This is a genomic window from Flavobacterium daemonense (assembly GCF_007341385.1).
In the GTDB taxonomy this organism is placed as follows: Bacteria; Bacteroidota; Bacteroidia; order Flavobacteriales; family Flavobacteriaceae; genus Flavobacterium; species Flavobacterium daemonense.
Genome location: NZ_VJYD01000010.1, coordinates 142,889 through 165,937, shown reverse-complemented (window position 1 = coordinate 165,937; position 23,049 = coordinate 142,889). Strand labels below are relative to the sequence as shown.

Here is a 23,049-nt window from a genome sequence, read left to right as displayed (position 1 = left end):
AAACCTATGAAAAAACTATATATCCTAAGTTTAGTCTTGAGCATTACGTTTAGTTTTGCTCAAAAGACTAATTTAAAACAGGCCGATGCCTTGTTTAGAAATTTTGCTTACGCAGATGCATCAAAGGCATACGAAGAAATTTTGCAGCACAGCAAAAATCCGTCAGCACAAACTATAAAAAATGCTGCCGATTCGTATTATTTTATTTCCGATGAAAGAAATGCCTTGACATGGTATAAAAAGCTGTACGAAGTACAAGGAAATAATTTGACTGATATTTATTATCTGCGTTATATCCAGACACTAAAAGGTGTTATGGATTATGATGAGGCAGATAAAATGACAAAAGAGTATCTGAATAAAAAAGGAGATCAAAAAGAAGTCAACCGATATCTTGCTCAAAAAAAGCAAATGGATAGTTTGTCGAAAGCTAAATCGCTATATACCATTAAAAATCTGGATATTAATACAAGTAAATCTGATTTTGGGGCGACTTATTTTCAAGACAAAATCGTATTTACTTCTGCAAGAGATACCACAAAGTTCAGCGAAAAACTATACACTTGGAACAATCAGCCTTTCTTAAATCTTTATTTGGCAGAAAGAAATCCTGCCGACGGAAGTTTATACGACGAAAAGTTGTTTCTGCCGAATGTAATGACCAAATATCATGAAGCGACAGCATCTTTTGACGCGAGCGGAAAAACAATGTATTATTCTACAAACATTGTCAAAAAAAATAAATTGGTTATTGACGAAAGCAAAACCAATAATTTTCAAATCGTTAAGGGTGATATTATAAATAATAAATTAGAAAATCCGCAACAGATTTTCTTTGATAATAAAGATTATTCTGTTGGACATCCAGCTTTAAGCGAAGACGGAAAATGGCTTTTCTTTGCTTCAGATATGCCGGGTGGTGTTGGTCAAACAGACTTATATTATGTGAAAATTGCTGCCGATGGCACGATGAGTTCTCCAGTGAATCTTGGGCCAAAAATCAATACACTTGGTAACGAAGTTTTTCCATACTTCCGCAACAATAAACTTTATTTTTCTTCTGATGGACATTATGGCTACGGAGATTTAGATGTCTATGAAAGTAATCTTCTTGCTGACGGAACTTTTTCAACACCAGTAAATTTAGGCCCGCCAATCAACAGCAACAAAGACGATTTTTCTTTTATAATTGACAACACAGATACTTACGGTTATGTTTCATCAAATAGAGCCGGCGGTAAGGGTGATGATGATATTTATTCTTTTGTAAAAGGAAAACCAGTTTGTAATCAGGCTATTTCGGGAATGGCAATAGATAAAAAAACTAGATTGCCTCTTACTGATGTTTCAATCATGGCATACAATTCATATACAGAAGTACTTGGAGAAACAAAAACAAATTTTGAAGGTAAATATGTAATCGAAGTGCCTTGTGGTAAAATCGTAAAAATGATTGCGGCAAAACCAAATTATGCCAGCGACGAAAAAACGGTAGAAACAACGAAGGAAAATGGAGGCGAGATTAAAGATGTCAATTTTGAATTAAGTAATTATGACGATTTGGTTGTGAAAAATAAAGGTGTCGAAAAAGTCGATGTTAAACCAATTTACTTTGATTACGACAAATACAATATCACGCCTTTGGCAGTTGAAGAGTTGACGAAAGTAGTATTTATCATGCAAAAATTTCCTAACATCAGAATCAAAATTGAATCACATACAGATTCTCGTGGAAAAGATTCCTACAACTTGAAACTCTCAGACAATAGAGCCAAATCTACTCGTGATTATATTATTTCTCAAGGTATTGACGCTTCTCGCATCGAAAGCGCAATTGGTTATGGAGAAACCCGATTGATCAACAAATGTAAGAATGGCGTAAAATGCACCGAAGAAGAGCATTTGTTAAATAGACGTTCTGACTTTATCATTATCCAAAAATAGTTTTATATTTGCGCGCTAATTATTTGATTATCAGTGTAAAAATATAAAACGAAGAAACCATTTGGAAGTTGGTTTTGTTTAATTCTTTTTTAAAGAATAGTGGACAAGAAGAAAATCAGGCTGCAATTCGTTGTCGCCTGATTTTTGATTTTTTAAAACTTTAGTTTTTTGATGTTTTTCAGCGAAAATAATTCTAATTTTGATCTTTCAGTTATTCTAAATTACCGGACATCATTTTAATTTCATATGAGTATTCAAGAAACAATTCAAAATTTAAGAGACGAACTTAACCAGCACAATTACAATTATTATGTGCTTGATAACGCTACCATTTCTGATTATGATTTCGATATTAAATTAAAAGAACTTCAGGATTTAGAAAACAAACATCCTGAATTTTTTGATGAAAACTCACCAACACAGCGCGTTGGAGGAACAATCACTAAAAACTTTAAAACAATCGCGCATCGCTACCGCATGTATTCTTTGGATAATTCTTATTCTAAAGAAGATTTATTGGATTGGGAAAACCGTATTCAAAAAGTTTTAGGAAATGTAAAATTAGAATATACTTGTGAATTAAAATACGATGGAGCTTCAATAAGTATTACGTACGAAAACGGAAAACTGGTTCAGGCTTTAACGCGCGGAGACGGTTTTCAAGGTGATGAGGTTACAAACAATATCAAAACTATAAAATCGGTTCCGCTAAAATTAAAAGGAGATTATCCAGATTCATTCGACATTCGCGGTGAAATTATTTTGCCTTTTGCAGGTTTCGAAAAAATGAATCAGGACTTGATCGAAATTGGCGAAACACCTTATTCCAATCCTAGAAATACAGCTTCTGGAAGTTTAAAACTGCAGGACAGCACCGAGGTTGCTAAACGTCCTCTAGAATGTCTGCTGTATTTTGTAACCGGAAATAATTTGCCATTTTCTACTCAATATGAAGGATTAGAATCGGCTAGAAAATGGGGATTTAAAGTCCCGAAAGAGGCAAAATTAGTAAACAGTATGCATGAGGTTTTCGATTTTATTGATTATTGGGACACGCACCGCCACAATTTGCCTTATGAAACTGATGGTGTTGTAATAAAAGTAAACAGTATTCAACATCAAGAAGAACTCGGCTACACAGCGAAATCTCCACGTTGGGCAATTGCATATAAATTCAAATCAGAACAAGTTTCTACAAAATTAAAATCAATTTCCTATCAAGTTGGACGCACGGGAGCGATTACTCCAGTGGCAAATCTAGAGCCGGTACAATTGGCAGGAACGATTGTAAAAAGAGCTTCTTTGCACAATGCCGATCAAATTGAAAAATTAGATATCAGAATAAACGATACTGTATTTGTTGAAAAAGGAGGAGAAATCATCCCAAAAATTATTGAGGTAGATTTAGCTAAACGACCTGAAAATTCAGAGAAAACAGAATATATTACGCATTGTCCTGAATGTCAGGCAGAATTAGTCAGAAATGAAGGCGAAGCAAATCATTATTGTCCAAATTTCTATGGATGTCCTCCACAGATTATTGGTCGTGTACAGCATTATATTTCAAGAAAAGCAATGGATATTGAAGGTCTTGGAGGTGAAACTGTAGCGCTGCTTTTCAAAAATGGATTGGTTCATAATTATGCTGATTTATACGAATTGAAAGTGGAAGATATTTTGCACTTGGAAAGAATGGCGCAAAAATCGGCAGAGAATTTAGTAAACGGAGTAGAGAAGTCTAAAGAAATTCCTTTTGAAAGCGTTCTATTTGCACTCGGAATTCGTTTTGTAGGTGAAACTGTTGCTAAAAAATTAGCTAAACATTATAAAAATATCGATGCTTTAAGTCAAGCTTCTTTAATGGATCTAATTTTAGTTGATGAAATTGGAGAACGAATTGCCAAAAGCGTAATCGAGTTTTTTGAAAATGAAGAAAATAAAAAAATAATTGAACGCTTAAAAAATTACGGAGTTCAATTTGAAATAGTTGAAAAAATCAACCCCAACGCTACTGAAAAATTCATCGGAAAAACATTTGTCGTTTCAGGAGTTTTTGCTCAGTTTTCAAGAGATGAATTAAAGAAAACAATCGAAGATAATGGTGGAAAAGTAGGAAGTTCAATTTCTGCAAAAACTGATTTTGTTGTCGCAGGGGATAATATGGGACCGGCAAAATTAGAAAAGGCTAATAAATTAAATATTCCTATATTGTCGGAGGAAGATTTTATAAATAAACTAAATGAAAGCGAATAAACCGTCGTTGATTTTATTCTTTGTAGCATTATTGTTTACAATTATTTTAGACAGTACAAAACAGGACATCTTGGCAATTTATGCAAAAGCCGTCGTGTTGCCAGCTATTTTTTTCTATTTCATTATCAGCAATGATTTCAAAATAGGAAAAACAGAAGGCCTTATTTTTTTCTTTTGTTTTGTAGGCCAAGTTTTTGACCTTATGGATGTTGAAGTTTCCGAAATAGGAGGAGTGCTGAGCTTTTTAGTTGTTTATTTATTGATTATAAAGCTTTTTATAATAGACCACGAAAAAATCAAATTAAGAAGAAAAGATGTTCTTCCAGTTTCTATCGTGGTCATATTTATAGTCTACTTGCTTGTTTCTGTGTTGAGTCTTGAGTTTGACAACATGAAAAAGTTTAACTGGCTGTACACAATCTACGGAATCGTATTAAGTGTCATGAGTTATTATTCATTTGTAAGCTATATTACAAAAGGAACGCATTTAGCACTTTTAATGTCTTTAATGGCTGTTAGCTATATATTTTCAGACATATTTTATATTTTCAATCAATATTTTTCCTATTCAGTAGTTTTGGTTCTAATTCGTGATGTCACACAAATTTTGGCTTACTATTTTATGGTCGAATATTTTCTTGAAAAAACAAAGATGCAAAAGCGAATATTATACAATAATTGATTTTGCTTGATTAGTATGATTTTTGTTTTTGTCGAAATAAAAATCAATACGCCCTAAATTTATCCCATAACAGCCCACTTGGTTCACTAAGACATTTTCACCAGCTTTGTTTTTGACAATAGTTGGTTTGTCCAGAAAAGTATGCGTATGTCCACCAATAATTAAATCGATATCTTGAGTCAATTCAGCCAATTTCAAGTCACAAATTTTAGTTGGTTCATCTTTATAATTGTAGCCAAGATGCGACAAACAAATAACTAAATCACATTTCTCTTCTTGCTTTAATAACTTGGTCATATCCTGAGCAATCTCTACAGGATTGTTGTAAACAGTTTCTTTATACATTTTTTTGTCAACCAAACCGTCAAGTTCAATTCCTAAACCAAAAACACCAACTTTGATTCCGTTTTTGTTGAAAATTTTGTAGGGTTTTACAAGTCCGTTCATGACTGTTTTTGAAAAGTCATAGTTAGAATTGATGAATTCAAATTTTGCATGAGGCATTTGTGCGTACAAGCCTTCAAGACCATTGTCAAAATCATGATTTCCAATAGTCGAAGCATCGTACTTCATCATGCTCATTAGTTTAAATTCAAGTTCTCCTCCATAATAATTAAAATACGGAGTTCCTTGAAAAATATCTCCAGCATCCAATAAAAGAACATTAGGATTTTCTTGGCGGATCGTTTCAATCAGCGCTGCACGTCGAGAAACACCACCTTTGTTTGGATTTCTTGGGTCATCAGCAGGAAAAGGATCAATATGGCTGTGGACATCATTAGTATGCAAAACAGTCAAGTGTTTGATATCGTTAGTTTCAAAACTGCTTAATGACAAACCTAAACTTAAAAGAGCGGTACTTGCAGCAGTTTTTTCGATAAATTCTCTTCTTTTCATTGGATATATTTTTTTTGCGTAAACGCGAGTAATTTTAGTTTTTCTTGAAATGTTATTCTTCTGTAATTCTGATATCTCTTGGCGCCGGAATCGTATCGACTTCTTTGAAATAATCAATCAATACATCTCGAAGTTTGTAGTTTAAATCGAATTTTTCAACACCTTTTGCAAAGAAAGTCATGCTGTCTCCGCCATTTGCCAAATAATCATTGGTAGCAACATAATAAACTTTGTTGACATCAAAAGGTTTTCCTTGAATCATGATATTTTTAGCTGTCTTGTCTTTCGAAATTGTAAAAGTCATTCCAGATAACGGTTGCGGTTTTTTCTCCTTAATAATATAAGCTGCAATATCTTCAATTTGCTGACCTTTCAAGGCAATAACAACTAAATTGTTTTCAAAAGGCATAATTTCAAAAGCAGTTCTGGTCGTTACATTTCCTTTGGGAAGAATTGCTCGGATACCGCCATGATTTAACAAACACAAATCAATTGTTTTGTTTTCGCGTTTTTTGAAAACTAGATTTCCTCTTTGCACACAAACATCTGCCAAAAGACAGCCAATTGTGGTTTGCCATTTTCCATTGCTTTTATCAAGAGTTTCAGGAGCATAGGCTAAAACGCTGTCTAAATCTTTATTGATATGATCGCGATATGGTTTAATAAAGCTTTCTATTTCAGGAGTTTCTGCTCCTTTTTCAGTTATTGGAAGTTGTTTTCCTTCAATCTTAGTTAAATTGTAGTTCTTTGAACTGCAGGAATAAATAAAAAAAAGTGTTAAGAATATAACAAAAAGTTTTAAAAATCCGTTATACTTTTTTAGTTTTACCATTTTAAATGCGACTTAAATAATTAATTTTGTAATCTGGTAAAAATACTATGTTTTTAAATTATATAAAGGAATTATTTGTAAAAAAATCATTAAAAAATAATCTGAATATTGTAAAAAACGAAGTATTTACGCGGAATGTACAAACAATTGGTTTATTGATAGATGAGAGTGATTTTCGCCATTCAAAAGAATTAGAAAAAGAGCTTTCGCTGCATGGAATTGATCCTGAAAACATAAAAACTGTTGCTTACAGAAGTAAATTAAAGAAGAAAAAAACATACTCAAGACCAACTTTTAGCAAAAAAGATATCAATTGGAAAGGAGATATTACAGCAGTTTTTCTGAATGATTTTGTTGAAGCAGAATTTGATCTTTTGATTAGTTATTACAACATCGAAAAAGCAATTTTGATGATGGTAACCAGCAAATCAAAAGCGAAGTTTAAAGTAGGGTTTTCATCAGTAGATAAAAAATTAAACCGATGGATGATCGATACGGAAATAGAAAACTATAAAGTGTTTGTTTCTGAGTTATTTAGGTATTTAAAAAGTATAAAATAAATTATAATTAAAATATGCAATCATTAATAGGAACTGGTGTTGCACTTGTAACTCCATTTAAAAGTGACTTTTCAGTCGATATCGAAGCTTTGCAGCGTATCGTAAATTTTTCGATCGATGGAGGAGTTGAATATCTTGTAGTTATGGGAACAACGGCAGAAAATGCTACCTTGACGCAAGAGGAAAAAGAGTTGGTTATCAATACGGTAATTGACGTAAATAAAGGAAGATTGCCTCTAGTTCTTGGAGTAGGAGGGAACAATACAATGGAGATTGTTAAGGAATTAAAGACTAGAAATTTTTCAGCTTTTGAAGCTATTTTATCTGTTTCTCCATATTATAATAAACCAACTCAGGAAGGAATTTATCAGCATTTTAAAGCGATTGCTGAAGCTTCTCCAATTCCTGTGATTTTATATAACGTTCCAGGAAGAACGGCTAGCAATATGCTTCCTTCAACGGTAATTCGTTTGGCAAATGATTTTGAAAATGTAGTTGCAATAAAAGAAGCAGCCGGAGATATGGCTCAAGCAATGCAGATTATCAAAAATGCACCAAAAGATTTTCTTGTGATTTCTGGAGATGATATGCTGGCATTGCCTATCGTTTTGGCAGGTGGAGCAGGGGTGATTTCTGTAATTGGACAGGGTTTTCCTAAAGAATTTTCAGAAATGATTCGTTTAGGTTTGAATAAAAAAGTAGCTGATGCATTTAAAACACATTACTTTTTATCAGACAGTATTGATATGATTTTTGAGCAAGGAAATCCAGCTGGAATCAAGCAAATCTTCCAAGCCCTTGGAATTGCTGATAACACAGTTCGTCTTCCATTGGTTTCTGTTGATGATTCTTTAGCCGAGAGACTGAATGAGTTTGTAAAAAACAGCATTAAATAATTGTTAAAGTGTTAGTATTTTAAGATACTAAAAAATTATTTTGCAGTCGCTAAATTAATAACTAAATTTGCCACCGAAACTTCGGTGTGATTTTGCTTTGGCATAATTGTCTAAGAAATCATAATAAAAGTAAGAAAATGAAAAAAATAGTATCTCTATTAATTGTTGTTGTCCTTTTTTGTTCTTGTAGTGATTACCAAAAGGTGTTAAAAAACGAAGATGTTGCAGCAAAATTTGACATGGCAACAAAAATGTATGATGCTGGCAAATATTCAAAGGCGATTCGTCTTTTTGAGCAGTTAGCGCCATCTTATAGAGGTAAGCCTCAGGCGGAAAAGCTATTTTATATGTTTTCGCAATCTTATTATAAAACGCACCAGTATTATTTAGCTGGTTATCAATTTGAAAGTTTTGTTTCAGGTTACCCACGAAGTGAAAAAGTACAGGAAGCAGCGTTTTTAGGTGCTTACAGTTACTCTAAATTAGCTCCTGTTTATAGTTTAGATCAGGCAGATACAGTAAAAGCTTTAGAGAAATTACAGGCATTTATTGATAACTATCCTAATTCTGAATATATTCCTCAGGCAAATGAGGCTGTGAAGATTCTAAATGGAAAATTAGAGAAAAAAGCATACGAAAATGCTAAAGGATATAACACGATTTCAGATTATAAATCGGCTTTAGTAGCATTTGATAATTTTATTGCTGATTTCCCTGGAACACCATTCAAAGAAGATGCGCTGTTTTATAAGTATGATTCAGCTTATAAATTAGCGATAAACAGTGTTCCTCAAAAAATGGAAGAGCGTTTAAATGTTGCAAAAACTGCTTATGCAAACTTGATTAAGTTTAAAAGCGATACAAAATATAGAAAACAGGCAGACGAAATGAATGCTCGTGTTGAAACTGATTTACAAAAATTTACTAAATAAAAAAAAGTCATGGATTTAAAAAAGACGAATGCTCCTGTAAATACAATAACATACAATAAAACTGTTATTGAAGAGCCAACAGGAAATGTGTATGAAGCAATCACCATTATGGCTAAGAGAGCAAATCAGATTAATTCTGAAATTAAAAAAGAATTGACTGAGAAATTAGAAGAGTTTGCTACTTATAATGATAGTCTTGAGGAAGTTTTTGAAAATAAAGAGCAAATTGAAGTTTCTAAATTTTACGAAAAATTACCAAAACCACACGCTTTAGCTGTTCAAGAATGGTTAGACGGTAAAACTTACCACAGAAGTTCAAACAAATAATACAGTATAATGTCAGTTTTAAACGGGAAAAAAATTTTACTGGGAGTTTCTGGTGGAATTGCAGCCTATAAAACAGCCTCATTAGTACGACTTTTTATAAAAGCAGGTGCACATGTCCAAGTGATAATGACACCTGCTTCTAAGGATTTTGTAACGCCACTTACGTTATCTACGCTATCAAAAAATCCTGTACATTCCAGTTTCTTTAACGAAGATGATCAAGATGCAGTCTGGAACAATCATGTTGATCTTGCGCTCTGGGCAGATTTCATGTTAATTGCGCCTGCTACTGCAAATACGTTGTCTAAAATGGCAACAGGAAACTGCGATAATCTTTTAATTGCAACCTATTTATCGGCTAAATGTCCTGTCTATTTTGCTCCAGCAATGGATTTGGATATGTATAAACATCCTTCAACTTTGTCAAGTTTTGCTGCTTTAAAACAGTTTGGAAACGTAATGATTCCCGCTGAAAATGGTGAACTAGCAAGTGGTTTGTCTGGCGAAGGCCGAATGGCTGAACCTGAAAACATAGTCGCTTTTCTTGAAGCCGATTTAGAGAGCAAACTTCCCCTAAAAGGAAAAAAAATATTGATCACTGCCGGTCCAACTTACGAAGCGATAGATCCTGTACGTTTTATAGGAAATCATTCATCTGGAAAAATGGGGTTCGATATTGCAAATGAAGCTGCAAATCTAGGTGCTGAAGTCATTTTAGTTGCTGGCCCAACACATTTTAAAGCAAAAAGCAGTTCGGTAAAAGTTGTAAATGTGGTTTCGGCACAAGATATGTACGAAGCCTGCCATTTGTATTTTAATGATACTGATGTAGCCATAGCTGCTGCCGCTGTTGCAGATTATAAACCTAAATTTGTAGCAGAGCAGAAAATTAAAAAAGCTGCTGAAGAGTTTTCGATTGAGCTTGAAAAAACAAAAGATATCTTAGCATCATTAGGAGCGATAAAAAAAGACCAGTTTTTGATTGGTTTTGCTTTGGAAACTCAAAATGAAATTGAAAATGCCAAGCTGAAAATTCAGAAAAAAAACTTAGATTTGATTGTTCTTAATTCCTTGCAGGATGAAGGCGCAGGTTTTAAAAAAGAAACCAATAAAGTTACCTTTATTGATAAAGTTTTTAAAATCGAGCCAATGGAATTAAAGTCAAAAGAGTCTGTTGCTGTTGATATACTAAACAAAGTGATTTTGCATTTTACAAAATAAATGCCTTTTCTTTGAGTTTAAGCTAAAGCATCAATAGTAATTATCAACGCAAATCTTTTTTTATGAATAAAGCACTTTCGGTTTTAATGTTTTTAATTTTTGGCTTTACTCAGGCGCAACAGCTAAATTGTATTGTAACTATAAATACGGAAAGGCTTCCAAATCCTAATCAACAGGTTTTCAAAACGCTTCAGGCTTCTTTGTCTGAATTTGTTAATAAAACAGATTGGACGGGTTCGGTATTAAAACAAAATGAGCGTATAAACTGCTCTATGTATATTACGCTTTCGTCAAATAATTCTGACCAGTTTACAGGAACTATCCAAGTGCAGTCTTCACGATTGATTTTTAATTCAACGTACTCTTCTCCGGTATTAAATTACAACGATAAAGACTTTAGTTTCAGATATACTGAATATGAGCCTTTACTTTTTAATCCGACTACTTTTGAGTCAAATTTGGTTTCAATTGTTTCGTTTTACAGTTATTTGATTTTAGGAATGGATGCGGATACCTTTCAAATGGGAGGCGGAAATCAATATCTTCAAACTGCCCAAAATATCGCTAACGTTGCGCAGCAAGGCGGTTTTAAAGGCTGGAGCCAAGCTGATGGAATTCAGAACCGCTATTATTTAATAACGGATATGATTTCGCCAATGTACAGTGATTTGCGCCAGGTAACTTATATGTACCATACAGGATTAGATACAATGAGTGATGATTTAAAAGGTGCAAAGGAAAAAATAAAAGCAGCTTTGATGATTATTGGAAAATTCAATAACGTTAAGCCAAATGCCTTTTTGACCAGGGTCTTTTTTGATGCGAAGTCCGACGAAATTACCTCTATTTTTTCTGGTGGTCCAAGTATAAATGTAACCGATTTGACCGATGTCTTAAATAAAGTTTCGCCTTTGAACAGTACAAAATGGTCTCAAATTAAGTATTAGGTGATATTTTAGTTTTACTTTTACTTTCTTTCATTAACTTTTATAGCTACATATTATTTTATGATTACTTCACTGTCGATTAAAAACTATGCTTTGATTGAAAAACTTTCTATTGATTTTTCAAAAGGATTTTCAATAATTACCGGTGAAACGGGAGCTGGTAAATCGATTATCTTGGGCGCGCTTGGACTTGTTTTGGGCAAAAGAGCCGATTTGACTTCTCTAAAAAACAAAGAAGAAAAATGCATAATTGAAGCGCAGTTTGAAATTTCAAAATACAATTTAAAAGATTTTTTTGAAGCAAATGACTTGGATTATGAAGATGAGACAATTATTAGACGCGAAATTCTGCCTTCAGGAAAATCACGCGCTTTTATAAATGATAGTCCGGTAAATCTTCAAGAGTTGCAGGATTTGAGTTTGTTTTTAATCGATATTCATTCGCAACAGCAAACTCAAGAATTGTCTGATGAAGCTGTTCAATTCAAAATTATCGATGCTATTGCTAATAATGGAGATGTTATTTTAGAATATCAAAAATTATTAAAAACATATAAAGCAGATAAATCAAAATTAAATTCATTGCTGAAAAAACAGAGTGATTCTGGCAAAGAGCAGGAGTACAATACTTTTTTATTGAATGAATTGGTTGTTGCAAAATTAAAATCAGGCGAACAAGAAGAACTTGAGGCTGATTTTGAGAAGTTAAATAATGTTGAAACTATAAAAGAAGCAATCGACAAATCATTAGTAATTGCTAATGAAGAACAATTTGGTGTTTTGCATAATTTAAATGAAGTTAAAGCATCACTCCAAAAAATTGCTCCGTTTTCGCCAGAATATCAAACCTTGTTCGAAAGAATTATAAGTTTGACAATTGAATTTGATGATGTTTCAAAAGAATTGCAAAATTGTTCGGAGAAATTATTGAATGATCCTGCTCAATTAGAAATGATCAGCCAGAAATTACAGTTGATTTATAATCTTCAAAAGAAACATCAGGTAACTTCAGTTGATGAGTTAATTCAAATTGAAGCTGAATTGAGTAATACCGTTTTAGAATTAGGAAGTATTGAAGAAGAAATAGCTTCATTATCAAAAATAATTGATCAGAAAGTAATTGAATTAGATGCTTTTTCTAAAACAATTCATGAAAATAGATCAAATGCGATTCCGGTTTTGTCTACTAAATTGATTTCTATTTTAGAGACTTTAGGGATGCCAAATGTTCGTTTTAATATTGAATTGCTACCATCAGAAACATATTTCAGTAATGGTAAAGACGAATTACAGTTCTTATTTTCTGCCAATAAAGGAACAGACTTCGGATTGCTTAAAAAAGTGGCGTCAGGCGGAGAAATGTCCCGAATTATGTTGGCTGTAAAAGCAATTTTAGCACAATATTCAAAACTTCCAACGTTGATTTTTGACGAAATTGATACAGGAGTTTCTGGAGAAATTGCTATTAGAATGGGCGAAATAATGAAAGAAATGAGCACTTCGATGCAAATTTTTGCTATCACGCATTTACCTCAAATTGCGGCAAAAGGAGATTCTCATTTTAAAGTTTTCAAATCAACAGTTGATGATGATACGCAATCAGAATTAAAGCTTTTGTCTCAGGACGAAAGAGTTATCGAAATTGCTCAAATGTTATCAGGTGCAGTAGTCTCAGATTCGGCTTTAAATCATGCGAAGGCCTTGTTGAACTAAAGAAATACTTTATATTTGTGATCTCAAAACGAATTAAACAAAGCTAAATAAGTTAATCAATTGTCTGAATAGATGATTGCTATATTAACGAATAAACAAGAAAATATGATTATAGAACCTAGAATGAGAGGCTTTATTTGCTTGACTGCACATCCAGACGGAGCCGAGCAAAATGTTAAAAATCAAATAGAATACGTAAAATCAAAAGGATCGATTGCTGGTGCTAAAAAAGTATTGGTTATTGGAGCATCAACAGGTTTCGGATTGGCTTCAAGAATTACAAGTGCTTTTGGGTCTGGCGCGTCAACAATTGGAGTGTTTTTTGAAAAACCGCCAGTTGAAGGGAAAACGGCTTCACCAGGATGGTACAATTCTGCAGCATTTGAAAAAGAAGCTCATAAAGCAGGTCTATATGCAAAAAGTATCAATGGAGATGCTTTTTCAAATGAAATAAAAAGAGAAACGCTTGATTTGATCAAAGCTGATTTAGGACAAGTTGATCTTGTAATTTACAGTTTGGCTTCGCCAGTGCGTACAAACCCTAATACAGGTGTTACGCATCGTTCGGTTTTGAAGCCTATCGGTCAGACGTTTACAAATAAAACAGTTGATTTTCATACAGGAAAAGTTTCTGAAGTTTCAATTGCTCCTGCAAATGAGGAAGATATTGATAACACAGTTGCTGTAATGGGAGGTGAAGATTGGGCAATGTGGATTGATGCTCTAAAAGCAGAAAATTTATTGGCTGACGGTGCAGCTACTGTTGCTTATTCTTATATCGGGCCATCATTGACTGAAGCGGTTTACCGTAAAGGAACTATCGGACGTGCAAAAGATGATTTAGAGGCTACTGCATTTACAATCACTGACAGTTTGAAATCAATTGGAGGTAAAGCTTATGTTTCTGTAAATAAAGCATTAGTAACTCAAGCGAGTTCTGCGATTCCAGTTATTCCTTTATATATTTCTCTTTTGTATAAAATTATGAAAGAAGAAAGAATTCATGAAGGATGTATTGAGCAGATTCAGCGTTTGTTCCAAGACAGATTATACAATGGTTCTGAGGTTCCTGTTGATGAAAAAGGAAGAATCAGAATTGATGACTGGGAAATGAGAGACGATGTTCAAGCAAAAGTGGCTAAACTTTGGGAAGAAGCAACAACTGAAACATTGCCAGAAATTGGAGATTTAGCTGGATACAGAAATGATTTCCTTAATTTATTCGGATTTGAATTTGCTGGAGTTGATTATAAAGCTGAGGCAAATGAAGTAGTTGATATTGAAAGTATCAAATAACAATATTTGAAAATATAAAATGAAAACCATCAACCAAAAGTTGGTGGTTTTTTTATGAATATAGCCTATCTTTGTTAAAATTTTGAAATTTAAAATATTGCCATTCTAATACCGCATATCCCATTATGATTTTTTCTTTAATTATACCAGTGTATAATCGTCCAGATGAAGTTGATGAACTTTTAGAAAGTCTTTCAAAATCTGATTATAATGAACCTTTTGAAATAGTCCTTGTAGAAGACGGCTCATCGATCCCGTGCAAAGATGTTGTAATGAATTATCAAGGAAAACTAAATATATCTTACTATTTTAAAGAAAACTCAGGTCCAGGCGATTCGCGAAATTTCGGAATGCAGAAAGCGCGTGGTGATTATTTCATCATTTTTGATTCAGATTGCATTATTCCGCCAAATTATTTAACTGAGGTTAGAAAAGCGCTTGATAAAGAATACGTGGATTGTTTTGGCGGTCCAGATAAGGCATTAGATAGTTTTTCAAGTATTCAGAAGGCGATTAATTTTGCTATGACGTCATTTTTGACGACCGGAGGAATACGTGGTGGTTCTGAGACAATCAATAAGTTTCAGCCAAGAAGTTTCAATATGGGAATTTCTAAAAAAGCATTTTTGGTTTCAAAAGGTTTTGGGAATATTCATCCAGGTGAAGATCCAGATTTGTCAATTCGTTTATGGAATTTAGGGTTTGAAACTCGTTTGTTTTCAGAAGCGTATGTGTATCATAAACGCCGAATTGACTGGGAAAAATTTTCAATACAAGTACATAAATTTGGAATAGCAAGACCAATATTAAATAGTTGGTATCCAGAACATAATAAGCTTACTTTTTTCTTTCCAACATGCTTTTTGTTCGGATTATTATTAGCTTTTTTATTGTTAATTTTCAATATTGATATTTTATTACAATTATATTTCGTATATTTCGTTATTATTTTTCTTACATCGAGTATCCAGAATAAAAGTATTAAGATTGGATATCTTTCTGTAATAGCAGTTTGGAAACAATTTTATGGTTACGGAACGGGATTTTTAGAATCATTTGTAAAAATTATTCTTTTAAAGAAAAAACCGCAAGAAGCGTTTCCTCGTATGTTTTTTAAGGTTTAAGATGACAAAAGTTATTGGTTTAACGGGTGGAATAGGGAGTGGTAAAACAACTATTGCGAATTATTTCAAAGAAATGGGAATTCCCGTTTATATTGCCGATGATGCAGCAAGAACTGTCATGCAGTCTGATGCAGTTATAAAGAAAGTAAAAGAAACATTTGGAGAATCTCTTTTTGAAAACAATATTTTAAACAGAGCAAAACTTGCTGAAATTGTATTTAATAACGCAGCTGAATTAGCAAAACTGAATGCAGTTGTGCATCCGGCAGTAAAGGAAGATTTTGAATCTTGGCTTTTACAACATAAAAATGATGAATATGTAATTTATGAAGCCGCAATATTGTTTGAAAGCGGCCGATATAAAGACTGTGACTATATAATTTTGGTTACCGCCCCAGAAGAAGTCAGAATTGAAAGAGTCTTAAAACGCGATAATACCACTCGAGCGCAAGTTTTAAGCAGGATGCAAATGCAATGGAAAGATGAAGATCGCATTTCCAAGAGTAATTTTATTATTAATAACGTAAATCTTAAAATTGCTAAGGAAGAAGTTGTTAAAATTCTTAAAATTTTAAATATTAAACAAAATCAGTCTTAAATGTTAATATTTGGTTAATGTATTATTTAGTATATTGTTAAAATATTAATTTTGTTTCGATGAATAAATTATTTTTTAGAATACTTGTTTTGCTGATGAGTTTGTCCTTGATTGGGATAATTCTGGTTCAAGTGTTTTGGTTCAATTCTTCGTTCAAAAATAATGACGAGCAATTTAAATACCACGTTACTCAAGTAATTGGAAATGTTGCTGATAAACTTGAGCAACAAGAAGAATACAGTTTTTATGACAAATACAATCGTATAAAAGACAGCACTGGTAAAATTCCTAAAAAAGAGGATTTACTGGAGGTTTTGTACGTTCAGAGAAATACAAAAACAAATAAAACTATTGTATATTCAAACACGCTGACTTCTGAAGATTATGATATAAGCGGATCGCTTTTTAATAAAAAATTCAGCAGTGAGAGATTTAAGAATTTCAGTTCAAAACGTGTAACTGAAGTTTATAATAACAATAACGGAATTGATAATAATTCTTTAGGACAGACCATTATTCCTGATTTGAAAATTGAAAAATCGGGCAGTTTAGATATCTTAAACAAAGTACAGCAGCAAATTCAATACAAAGATATCGCTTCGCTGACTCCTATTGAAGGCAGAATTACCAAAGACAAACTTTATAAGCTATTAAAGAAAGAATTAGAAGAATATGGTGTAAAAACCAAATTCGAATTTGGTGTTCTTAATAGTGGTTTGCCAACAAAGGTTAAATCGGATGGATTTCATTATGACAAGGATTTAAGTTATCATGTTCCAATTTATACTGATAATGAAGGAAATAGCAAGTATGAGTTGTTTTTAACATTTCCCTATAAAAAGAGATTTTTGCTGTCAGAGCTGTTGAGTATTACAATATTATCGATTGTTTTTACGCTTATTATAATAATAGCTTATACAAGTGCTCTGAATCAATTATTGCGTCAAAAACATATATCTGAAATAAAAACAGATTTTATAAACAACATGACGCATGAGTTTAAAACGCCAATTGCGACTATAAATTTAGCGCTCGACGCAATAAAGAGCCCGAAAGTTATTGAGGATAAAGAAAAAGTGTATCGATATCTGCAGATGATTCGGGATGAAAATAAAAGAATGCACGCGCAGGTTGAAAACGTTCTTCGTATTTCGAAATTAGAAAAAAGAGAATTGGATATCACAAAAGAACCGACTGCAATTCATGATATTATTGATGATGCAATTGAACATGTAAATCTGATTTTAGAAGATAGACATGGAACAGTGGTCAAACATTTCAATGCTTCTAGAACAACATGTTTGGTTAATGAAGTGCATTTTACAAATGTTTTGGTTAATATTTTAGAAAACGCCATAAAATATTCACCTGGTATTCCAGAAATTGAAATTTTTACAGAAAATGTCAAAGACATGATTCTGATAAAAGTGAAAGATAACGGTCTTGGTATGAGTAAGGTAGCCCAAAAACGAGTTTTTGAGAAATTTTACAGAGAACATACAGGAGACTTGCATAATGTGAAAGGACACGGATTGGGTCTAGCATATGTAAAAAGAATCGTAGAAGATCACAATGGTCAAGTTTATGTAGAAAGCGAAAAAGGAAAAGGTAGCACCTTTATAATAAAAATACCATTAATAAATTAAAATATGGAAAATAGTAACAAAAGAATACTTTTAGTAGAAGATGACCTAAATTTTGGGGCAGTTCTTAAAGATTATCTAATGTTAAATGACTTTGAAGTTACTTTAGCTAAAAACGGTATGGAAGGTTTCGAAAAATTCAAGAAAGATGTATATGATTTATGCATTCTTGATGTAATGATGCCTTATAAAGATGGTTATACTTTAGCCAAAGAAATTAGAGAGAAAAACAGCGAAGTGCCGATTATTTTCTTGACAGCAAAATCAATGAAAGAGGATGTTTTGAAAGGATATAAAGCTGGTGCTGACGATTATTTAAATAAACCTTTTGATTCAGAGGTTCTATTGATGAAAATCAAAGCGATTATCCAAAGAAAATCTGCAGATAATAAAGCGGAGCAAGTGCAATTTGAGTTTAACATTGGTAAGTTCCACTTAAATTCAAAATTAAGATTCTTGACTTTCCAAGATGAAGAGCCAATTAAATTGTCTCCAAAAGAAAATGAATTGCTTAAAATGCTTATCCTTCATGAAAATGATTTAATGCCAAGAGAATTAGCATTGACAAAAATCTGGAGAGATGACAACTACTTTACTTCAAGAAGTATGGATGTTTACATCGCTAAACTTAGAAAATATCTAAAAGCAGATGAAGATGTTGAAATCTTAAACATTCACGGAGAAGGATTCAGATTAGTTGTAAAAAGCAAGGTAACTGAATAATATTCATCCTAAATAATATATAAAAGCTCTGAGAAATCAGAGCTTTTTTTATGTTTAGAAGAGTGAAATTCTGTACAACCTTGTCATTTCCCGAGCGTCGAAATGACAATATTGCGAAAAAGTGAAGTACGAGAAATTTATTTCCAATGCAATTCCAAAGCAAAACAAGTTTTCTCGTCTTTTGTAATGCTGAAAGTTGCGGTAGTGTGATCATCATCTTCGCTTTCGTGAATAACTACATTGTCTTTTAGCGAAAGCTCTTTCATGAAATTCATTTCGAAACTTTTAACTTCTTGTTTCATGATTCTTTTTGAATCAACATGATCAAGGCACCATTCCAAATATTTTACATTATTTACGTGGTTTACAATGTCTAAATCAGATAAATAAACGGTTTTTTCAAAAACTGCTTCTTTTTCGTGGTTGATGTTTATTTTCGAAAAACCTTCTTCAGTTGCTCTGTTTTCTGGGAATAACTCGAAATGCTCGTAAGGCAAAGCCAAAGCTTCCGGACGACGCGCTCGTGTATTAAAAACAGCCCAATAGGTTTCGCAACCCACTATTTTTTTTCCGTTTACATACATTTCTAATGCACGAACCGAACGTGAATTTTCTAGACTGTTAATCCAGGTTTTTACGGTTACAACATCCTGCCATTTTGGTAAAGCATGAACTTCCACGCGCATTCGGCTTAAAACCCAAGCTTGGTGAAATTCCTGCATATCATAAAAGCTAATTCCTCCAACTTCTGAATGTGCTGCTGCGGTTAATTGCAAAATATTGCACAAATCAGTATATTTTAAGAAACCGGCTGGCGTACATTGTGTAAAATTGATTTCCCAGTCTTTGCTTAAAACTGACGTGAAATTAGGAGATATTGGCATTTTTAATTTTAGATTTTAGATTGTTGATTTTAGATTATATCTAAGAATGATTAACAGAAATAAATTTAGGTTTTGGATTTTTTGAAAAATGATATTACTATTTTTAGGTTAACAAAAATTAGAGCCAATAGTAGAATTCCAAATAATATGAACTCTTTCGTATTTAAATTTTTAAAATTCGGTCTTTCAATTTTTTCCTTTAGCGCAATCGAAAACGTTATTGTTAAAATAGCTGTGCAAAAAAGAACGACAATATTTCCTATTAGTTTTAAAAATTTCAATTTTATACAGTAGAGATTTAACTATTATAACATTTGATTATTCCTTCGCAAAATTAGTGAATTTTTAAACCAATATTGAATTGAAACATCTTTGCGTTGTGATAAAAGGAAACAAATTCTGGAGACGTACTAATGTCCAGTTTGGATCCTAAATAACAAATACCAATAAATCCTGATAATCTTTTGGCAAGTTTATAATCGGTATTAAAACCAATTCTGAAATTGCTTCCGGTTTGATTTCCAAAATCCCTTGCGTCTGATCTAAATTTTAGTTCTAGACCTCCAAAACCAAAATAAGGCTCAATATTGAGCTTGTCCGTTATTTTAATTTCATAAGCAACATCTCCATAAACGGTTTGATAATCAGCGTTTTTTATATTTCCTGTCATAGAAATATCAGTTGATGAATAAGGAATATAATCATAACCGATACCAAGCTTAAAATCATAAATACGCAAAAAGCTGAAATTCATTCCAATTCCTAATTTTGCATCATTGGCTTTTGCTAAAAAGTTGTCGCCGTAATTAGACGGAATTAACGCATTTATACGAAAATCATGATTGAATTTAACGGGGCTTTTATTTTCAGTTTCCTGACTATATGAAAATTGCAAAAAAAACGAACAGAATAAGAAGAATAAAACTTTGAACTTCATAATTAATAAGTTATAGTGTGGATTACATTTTCAGAATTGATCTCGATAACAGCTTTTTGATTTGTAGTGACAGTCTTTATGGGATCTGTATAATCGACGAGTGTATAACTTAAATTTATGGTTTGATTTTTAATTACATCAAAGCGAGTAGTAAGCAATTGATTTTGGTTTATTTCAGTCGTTAAATCAGTAAAATAACCAGCTTGTAAACCTTCAATATGAATATTTGTGATTTGTTTGTTTGTAGATACTTTATTTAAAAGAATGTCTAATTGGGAAATGTCTTTTGTTTCGTATAAAACAACTTGCTTAAGATCTAATTTATAATTGTTGAAATTTTTCTTCAGTGCATTTATAATTTTAGATTGAAGTCCGTTATTTTGATGTTCGTTTATTGAGGTCTGTATAAAAATTTCTTCGCTTTTTGGTGCAGGAAAAACCAAAGTAAATCTCCCTTCAGCATCTGTATTAGCGTAGCTGATTAAATCGCTTCCACCATATGTGTCGTCAGAATATGTCGTTATCGTAATTTTTTTATCTGACAGCGGATTATTATTTCTATCAATTAATTGACCTTGAACCACGATTCTGGTCTCGCCATCGTATTGAATTTCGCACGAATAACTCAGTAAAAGAGTAAAAATTAGAAGTAGGATTTTTTTCATTTGGAGCAAATTTGAAACAAGTCTAAATATATAAAATCTTGTAAGAAAATTAGCTTTTCAATTTTAAATTTATGTAATCAAATATCGTCTGTTTATCTGTATTGTAATCAAACCATTTTGTGCTTTCATTTCGTTTAAACCACGTCAATTGCCTTTTAGAAAATCTTCGGGTATTTTTTTTGATTTCTTCTATGGCAAATGGCAAACTAAATTCTCCATCAAAATAACTGAATAATTCTCTATAACCCACTGTTTGCAGGGCATTTAAAGCCTTGTTTGGGTATACGGATTTTGCTTCTTCCAATAAGCCTTCGTTCATCATAATGTCAACACGCTGATTGATTCGGTTGTAAATTATTTCTCTTTCGGCATCTAAACCAATTAAAATAGGTGTGAAGTTTCTATTGTTTTTCTTTTGATTTAGGAATGAAGAATATGGCTTTTGAGCTCCAATACAAACTTCGACAAAACGCATCATTCGTTGCGGATTTTGTAAAGTTTGCGGATTTTCTAATGTGATTTTTTGATAATAATCAGGGTCTAAATCTTTTAATTTTTCCTGAAGATATTCAATTCCGAATTTTTCATAATTGGAATTTACTTCTTCGCGGACTTTTGGATCAATTTCAGGAAATTCGTCGAAACCTTTTAAAACAGCATCAACATACAATCCTGAACCGCCAATAAGAATTACAAAATCGTTGTTTTGAAATAGTTCTTCAATTTTGGCTAAAGCTTCTTTTTCGTAATCGCCAACAGTATAATTTTCAAAAATGGATTTGTTTTGAATAAAATGATGTTTTGCCGAATTTAATTCTTCTTGGCTTGGTACTGCTGTTCCAATTGTCATTTCTTTAAAAAACTGACGGCTGTCGCAAGAGACGATTTCGCATTGAAAATGTTGTGCCAAAGCAATACTCAAGGCTGTTTTGCCTATAGCTGTTGGTCCGACAATGGTAATTAAGTATTTCATATTTTTTAGCCCAGATGGAAATGGAAACCCCGGACTTATGTTTGTTAGTTTTTTTGGTGTAAAGAGCGACTCCCGATGTTTCGTGAGAAGCTCCTTTTATGCCTTTAAAAAAACAACAAAGATAAGGAGGAGTTGCAAAGTACAGCTGGATTAGCTTCATAAATTATTAGGTAATGTTTTTCCGCATTGATAACAATATTTTGCATTATCAAAATGAACTTGCGCACCGCATTTTGTGCATGCTTTTTTTGTGCTTACTGCACTGTTTCTTAAGCTTGTTTTGGCAAATTCGGCCGTTACGATTCCGGTTGGGACAGCGATAATTCCGTAACCCATTATCATTACGAGTGATGCTAAGAATTGACCGAGAGGCGTAATTGGTGAAATATCTCCATAACCAACGGTCGTCAAAGTTACAATTGACCAATAAATTCCGACTGGAATACTGGTAAAACCACTTTCTTTGCCTTCTACAACATACATTAATGATCCAATGATGACAGCGCTAATAACGACAAAATAGATAAAAACAAGAATCTTTTCTTTGCTGTTGTCGAGCGCTTCTTTTAACTGTGCAGATTGATGCGAGATTTGAGGAATATGCAGAATTTTGAATAATCGTAAAAAACGAAGTACGCGAACAATTGTGAGCACGTTTGTAGCTGGGAAAAATATCGAAAGATACATTGGCAAAATGGCTAGCAAATCGATTATTCCATAAAAACTGAAAATATATTTTACTGGTTTCTGAATGGAAATGATTCTTAAAATATATTCGATAGTAAAAAATACAGTTATAATCCACTCGCATACAAGTAACTGATTATGATATTTTTGGTTAATTCCTTCGACGGTGTCAAGCATAACCAAAAGCACGCTGAGAAGTATGAGTCCAAGAAGGACTAAATCAAACATTCGTCCTAAAATAGTATTTGTACCATAAAGGATAATTTTGACTTTTTCTCTAAATATCTCGTATTGCGATTTTTGCTTTTTCATATC

At 32.6% G+C, this 23,049-nt stretch carries 22 protein-coding genes; 15 read left to right on the top strand and 7 right to left on the bottom strand.

All coding sequences use genetic code 11. The annotated features are described in order from the left end of the window. Window positions 1-6 precede the first annotated feature (6 nt). The 3 genes from FND99_RS14120 (at window position 7) to FND99_RS14110 (ending at window position 4,879) form a co-directional block, all read left to right on the top strand. Complete coding sequence (locus FND99_RS14120) at window positions 7-1,944, top strand: OmpA family protein (RefSeq protein WP_144338591.1); 1,938 nt, start codon at window positions 7-9, stop codon at window positions 1,942-1,944. A gap of 246 nt (window positions 1,945-2,190) precedes the next feature. After that, window positions 2,191-4,197 carry an NAD-dependent DNA ligase LigA gene (gene ligA / locus FND99_RS14115; RefSeq protein WP_144338590.1) on the top strand — a complete coding sequence of 669 codons (2,007 nt, stop codon included), beginning with the start codon at window positions 2,191-2,193 and terminating at the stop codon, window positions 4,195-4,197. Further along, window positions 4,184-4,879: a lysoplasmalogenase family protein gene (locus FND99_RS14110; RefSeq protein ID WP_144338589.1), complete on the top strand. Its 696-nt coding sequence runs from the start codon at window positions 4,184-4,186 to the stop codon at window positions 4,877-4,879. Before ligA ends, FND99_RS14110 begins: the two co-directional genes overlap by 14 nt. On the opposite strand, the gene FND99_RS14105 is transcribed toward FND99_RS14110, so the two are convergent. Both FND99_RS14105 and FND99_RS14100 read right to left on the bottom strand, forming a co-directional pair. After that, entirely contained in the window at window positions 4,865-5,776 is a 912-nt protein-coding gene (locus tag FND99_RS14105) for a bifunctional metallophosphatase/5'-nucleotidase (protein WP_144338588.1), read from the bottom strand. The genes FND99_RS14110 and FND99_RS14105 overlap by 15 nt on opposite strands. A 52-nt stretch (window positions 5,777-5,828) precedes the next feature. Further along, window positions 5,829-6,608 (bottom strand): 5'-nucleotidase C-terminal domain-containing protein, encoded by a 780-nt coding sequence (locus FND99_RS14100; RefSeq protein ID WP_144338587.1) that lies wholly within the window; start codon window positions 6,606-6,608, stop codon window positions 5,829-5,831. 47 nt (window positions 6,609-6,655) lie between these two features. On the opposite strand from FND99_RS14100, the gene FND99_RS14095 reads away from it, so the two are divergent. The 12 genes from FND99_RS14095 (at window position 6,656) to FND99_RS14040 (ending at window position 18,588) form a co-directional block, all read left to right on the top strand. Further along, window positions 6,656-7,168 (top strand): DUF6913 domain-containing protein, encoded by a 513-nt coding sequence (locus FND99_RS14095; protein ID WP_144338586.1) that lies wholly within the window; start codon window positions 6,656-6,658, stop codon window positions 7,166-7,168. Between the two features lie 14 nt (window positions 7,169-7,182). Further along, window positions 7,183-8,064 (top strand): 4-hydroxy-tetrahydrodipicolinate synthase, encoded by an 882-nt coding sequence (gene dapA / locus FND99_RS14090; protein ID WP_144338585.1) that lies wholly within the window; start codon window positions 7,183-7,185, stop codon window positions 8,062-8,064. Between the two features lie 137 nt (window positions 8,065-8,201). Then, window positions 8,202-8,996, top strand: coding sequence for an outer membrane protein assembly factor BamD (locus FND99_RS14085; protein ID WP_144338584.1), 795 nt, complete (start codon window positions 8,202-8,204; stop codon window positions 8,994-8,996). A 9-nt stretch (window positions 8,997-9,005) separates the two neighbouring features. Beyond that, window positions 9,006-9,323, top strand: a complete 318-nt coding sequence (locus FND99_RS14080; protein WP_008463064.1) for a DNA-directed RNA polymerase subunit omega — start codon at window positions 9,006-9,008, stop codon at window positions 9,321-9,323. Between the two features lie 9 nt (window positions 9,324-9,332). Further along, window positions 9,333-10,544 (top strand): bifunctional phosphopantothenoylcysteine decarboxylase/phosphopantothenate--cysteine ligase CoaBC, encoded by a 1,212-nt coding sequence (gene coaBC / locus FND99_RS14075; RefSeq protein ID WP_144338583.1) that lies wholly within the window; start codon window positions 9,333-9,335, stop codon window positions 10,542-10,544. Between the two features lie 62 nt (window positions 10,545-10,606). Beyond that, complete coding sequence (gene porD / locus FND99_RS14070; RefSeq protein ID WP_144338582.1) at window positions 10,607-11,491, top strand: type IX secretion system protein PorD; 885 nt, start codon at window positions 10,607-10,609, stop codon at window positions 11,489-11,491. 60 nt (window positions 11,492-11,551) lie between these two features. Further along, window positions 11,552-13,204 carry a DNA repair protein RecN gene (gene recN, locus FND99_RS14065; protein WP_144338581.1) on the top strand — a complete coding sequence of 551 codons (1,653 nt, stop codon included), beginning with the start codon at window positions 11,552-11,554 and terminating at the stop codon, window positions 13,202-13,204. A 105-nt stretch (window positions 13,205-13,309) separates the two neighbouring features. Then, window positions 13,310-14,500 carry an enoyl-ACP reductase FabV gene (gene fabV, locus FND99_RS14060; RefSeq protein WP_144338612.1) on the top strand — a complete coding sequence of 397 codons (1,191 nt, stop codon included), beginning with the start codon at window positions 13,310-13,312 and terminating at the stop codon, window positions 14,498-14,500. Window positions 14,501-14,625: 125 nt separating this feature from the next. After that, window positions 14,626-15,624, top strand: a complete 999-nt coding sequence (locus tag FND99_RS14055; protein WP_144338580.1) for a glycosyltransferase — start codon at window positions 14,626-14,628, stop codon at window positions 15,622-15,624. A gap of 1 nt (window position 15,625) precedes the next feature. Further along, window positions 15,626-16,222: a dephospho-CoA kinase gene (coaE, locus tag FND99_RS14050; RefSeq protein WP_144338579.1), complete on the top strand. Its 597-nt coding sequence runs from the start codon at window positions 15,626-15,628 to the stop codon at window positions 16,220-16,222. 59 nt (window positions 16,223-16,281) lie between these two features. After that, complete coding sequence (locus FND99_RS14045) at window positions 16,282-17,868, top strand: sensor histidine kinase (RefSeq protein WP_144338578.1); 1,587 nt, start codon at window positions 16,282-16,284, stop codon at window positions 17,866-17,868. Window positions 17,869-17,871: 3 nt separating this feature from the next. Then, a complete protein-coding gene (locus FND99_RS14040; RefSeq protein ID WP_144338577.1) occupies window positions 17,872-18,588 on the top strand; it encodes a response regulator transcription factor in 717 nt (238 codons plus the stop codon). Between the two features lie 137 nt (window positions 18,589-18,725). Here the strand turns inward: FND99_RS14040 and FND99_RS14035 are convergent, their stop codons facing one another. The 5 genes from FND99_RS14035 to FND99_RS14015 form a co-directional block, all read right to left on the bottom strand. After that, complete coding sequence (locus FND99_RS14035) at window positions 18,726-19,472, bottom strand: acyl-[acyl-carrier-protein] thioesterase (protein WP_144338576.1); 747 nt, start codon at window positions 19,470-19,472, stop codon at window positions 18,726-18,728. A 334-nt stretch (window positions 19,473-19,806) separates the two neighbouring features. Continuing rightward, complete coding sequence (locus tag FND99_RS14030; protein WP_144338575.1) at window positions 19,807-20,409, bottom strand: hypothetical protein; 603 nt, start codon at window positions 20,407-20,409, stop codon at window positions 19,807-19,809. 2 nt (window positions 20,410-20,411) lie between these two features. After that, window positions 20,412-21,074: a DUF4198 domain-containing protein gene (locus tag FND99_RS14025; RefSeq protein WP_144338574.1), complete on the bottom strand. Its 663-nt coding sequence runs from the start codon at window positions 21,072-21,074 to the stop codon at window positions 20,412-20,414. A gap of 49 nt (window positions 21,075-21,123) precedes the next feature. Further along, window positions 21,124-22,047, bottom strand: coding sequence for a tRNA (adenosine(37)-N6)-dimethylallyltransferase MiaA (miaA, locus tag FND99_RS14020; protein ID WP_144338573.1), 924 nt, complete (start codon window positions 22,045-22,047; stop codon window positions 21,124-21,126). A gap of 156 nt (window positions 22,048-22,203) precedes the next feature. After that, the gene (locus tag FND99_RS14015) at window positions 22,204-23,046 is read right to left on the bottom strand and encodes an ion transporter (RefSeq protein ID WP_144338572.1); all 843 of its coding nucleotides are present in this window, start codon (window positions 23,044-23,046) and stop codon (window positions 22,204-22,206) included. Window positions 23,047-23,049 lie beyond the last annotated feature (3 nt).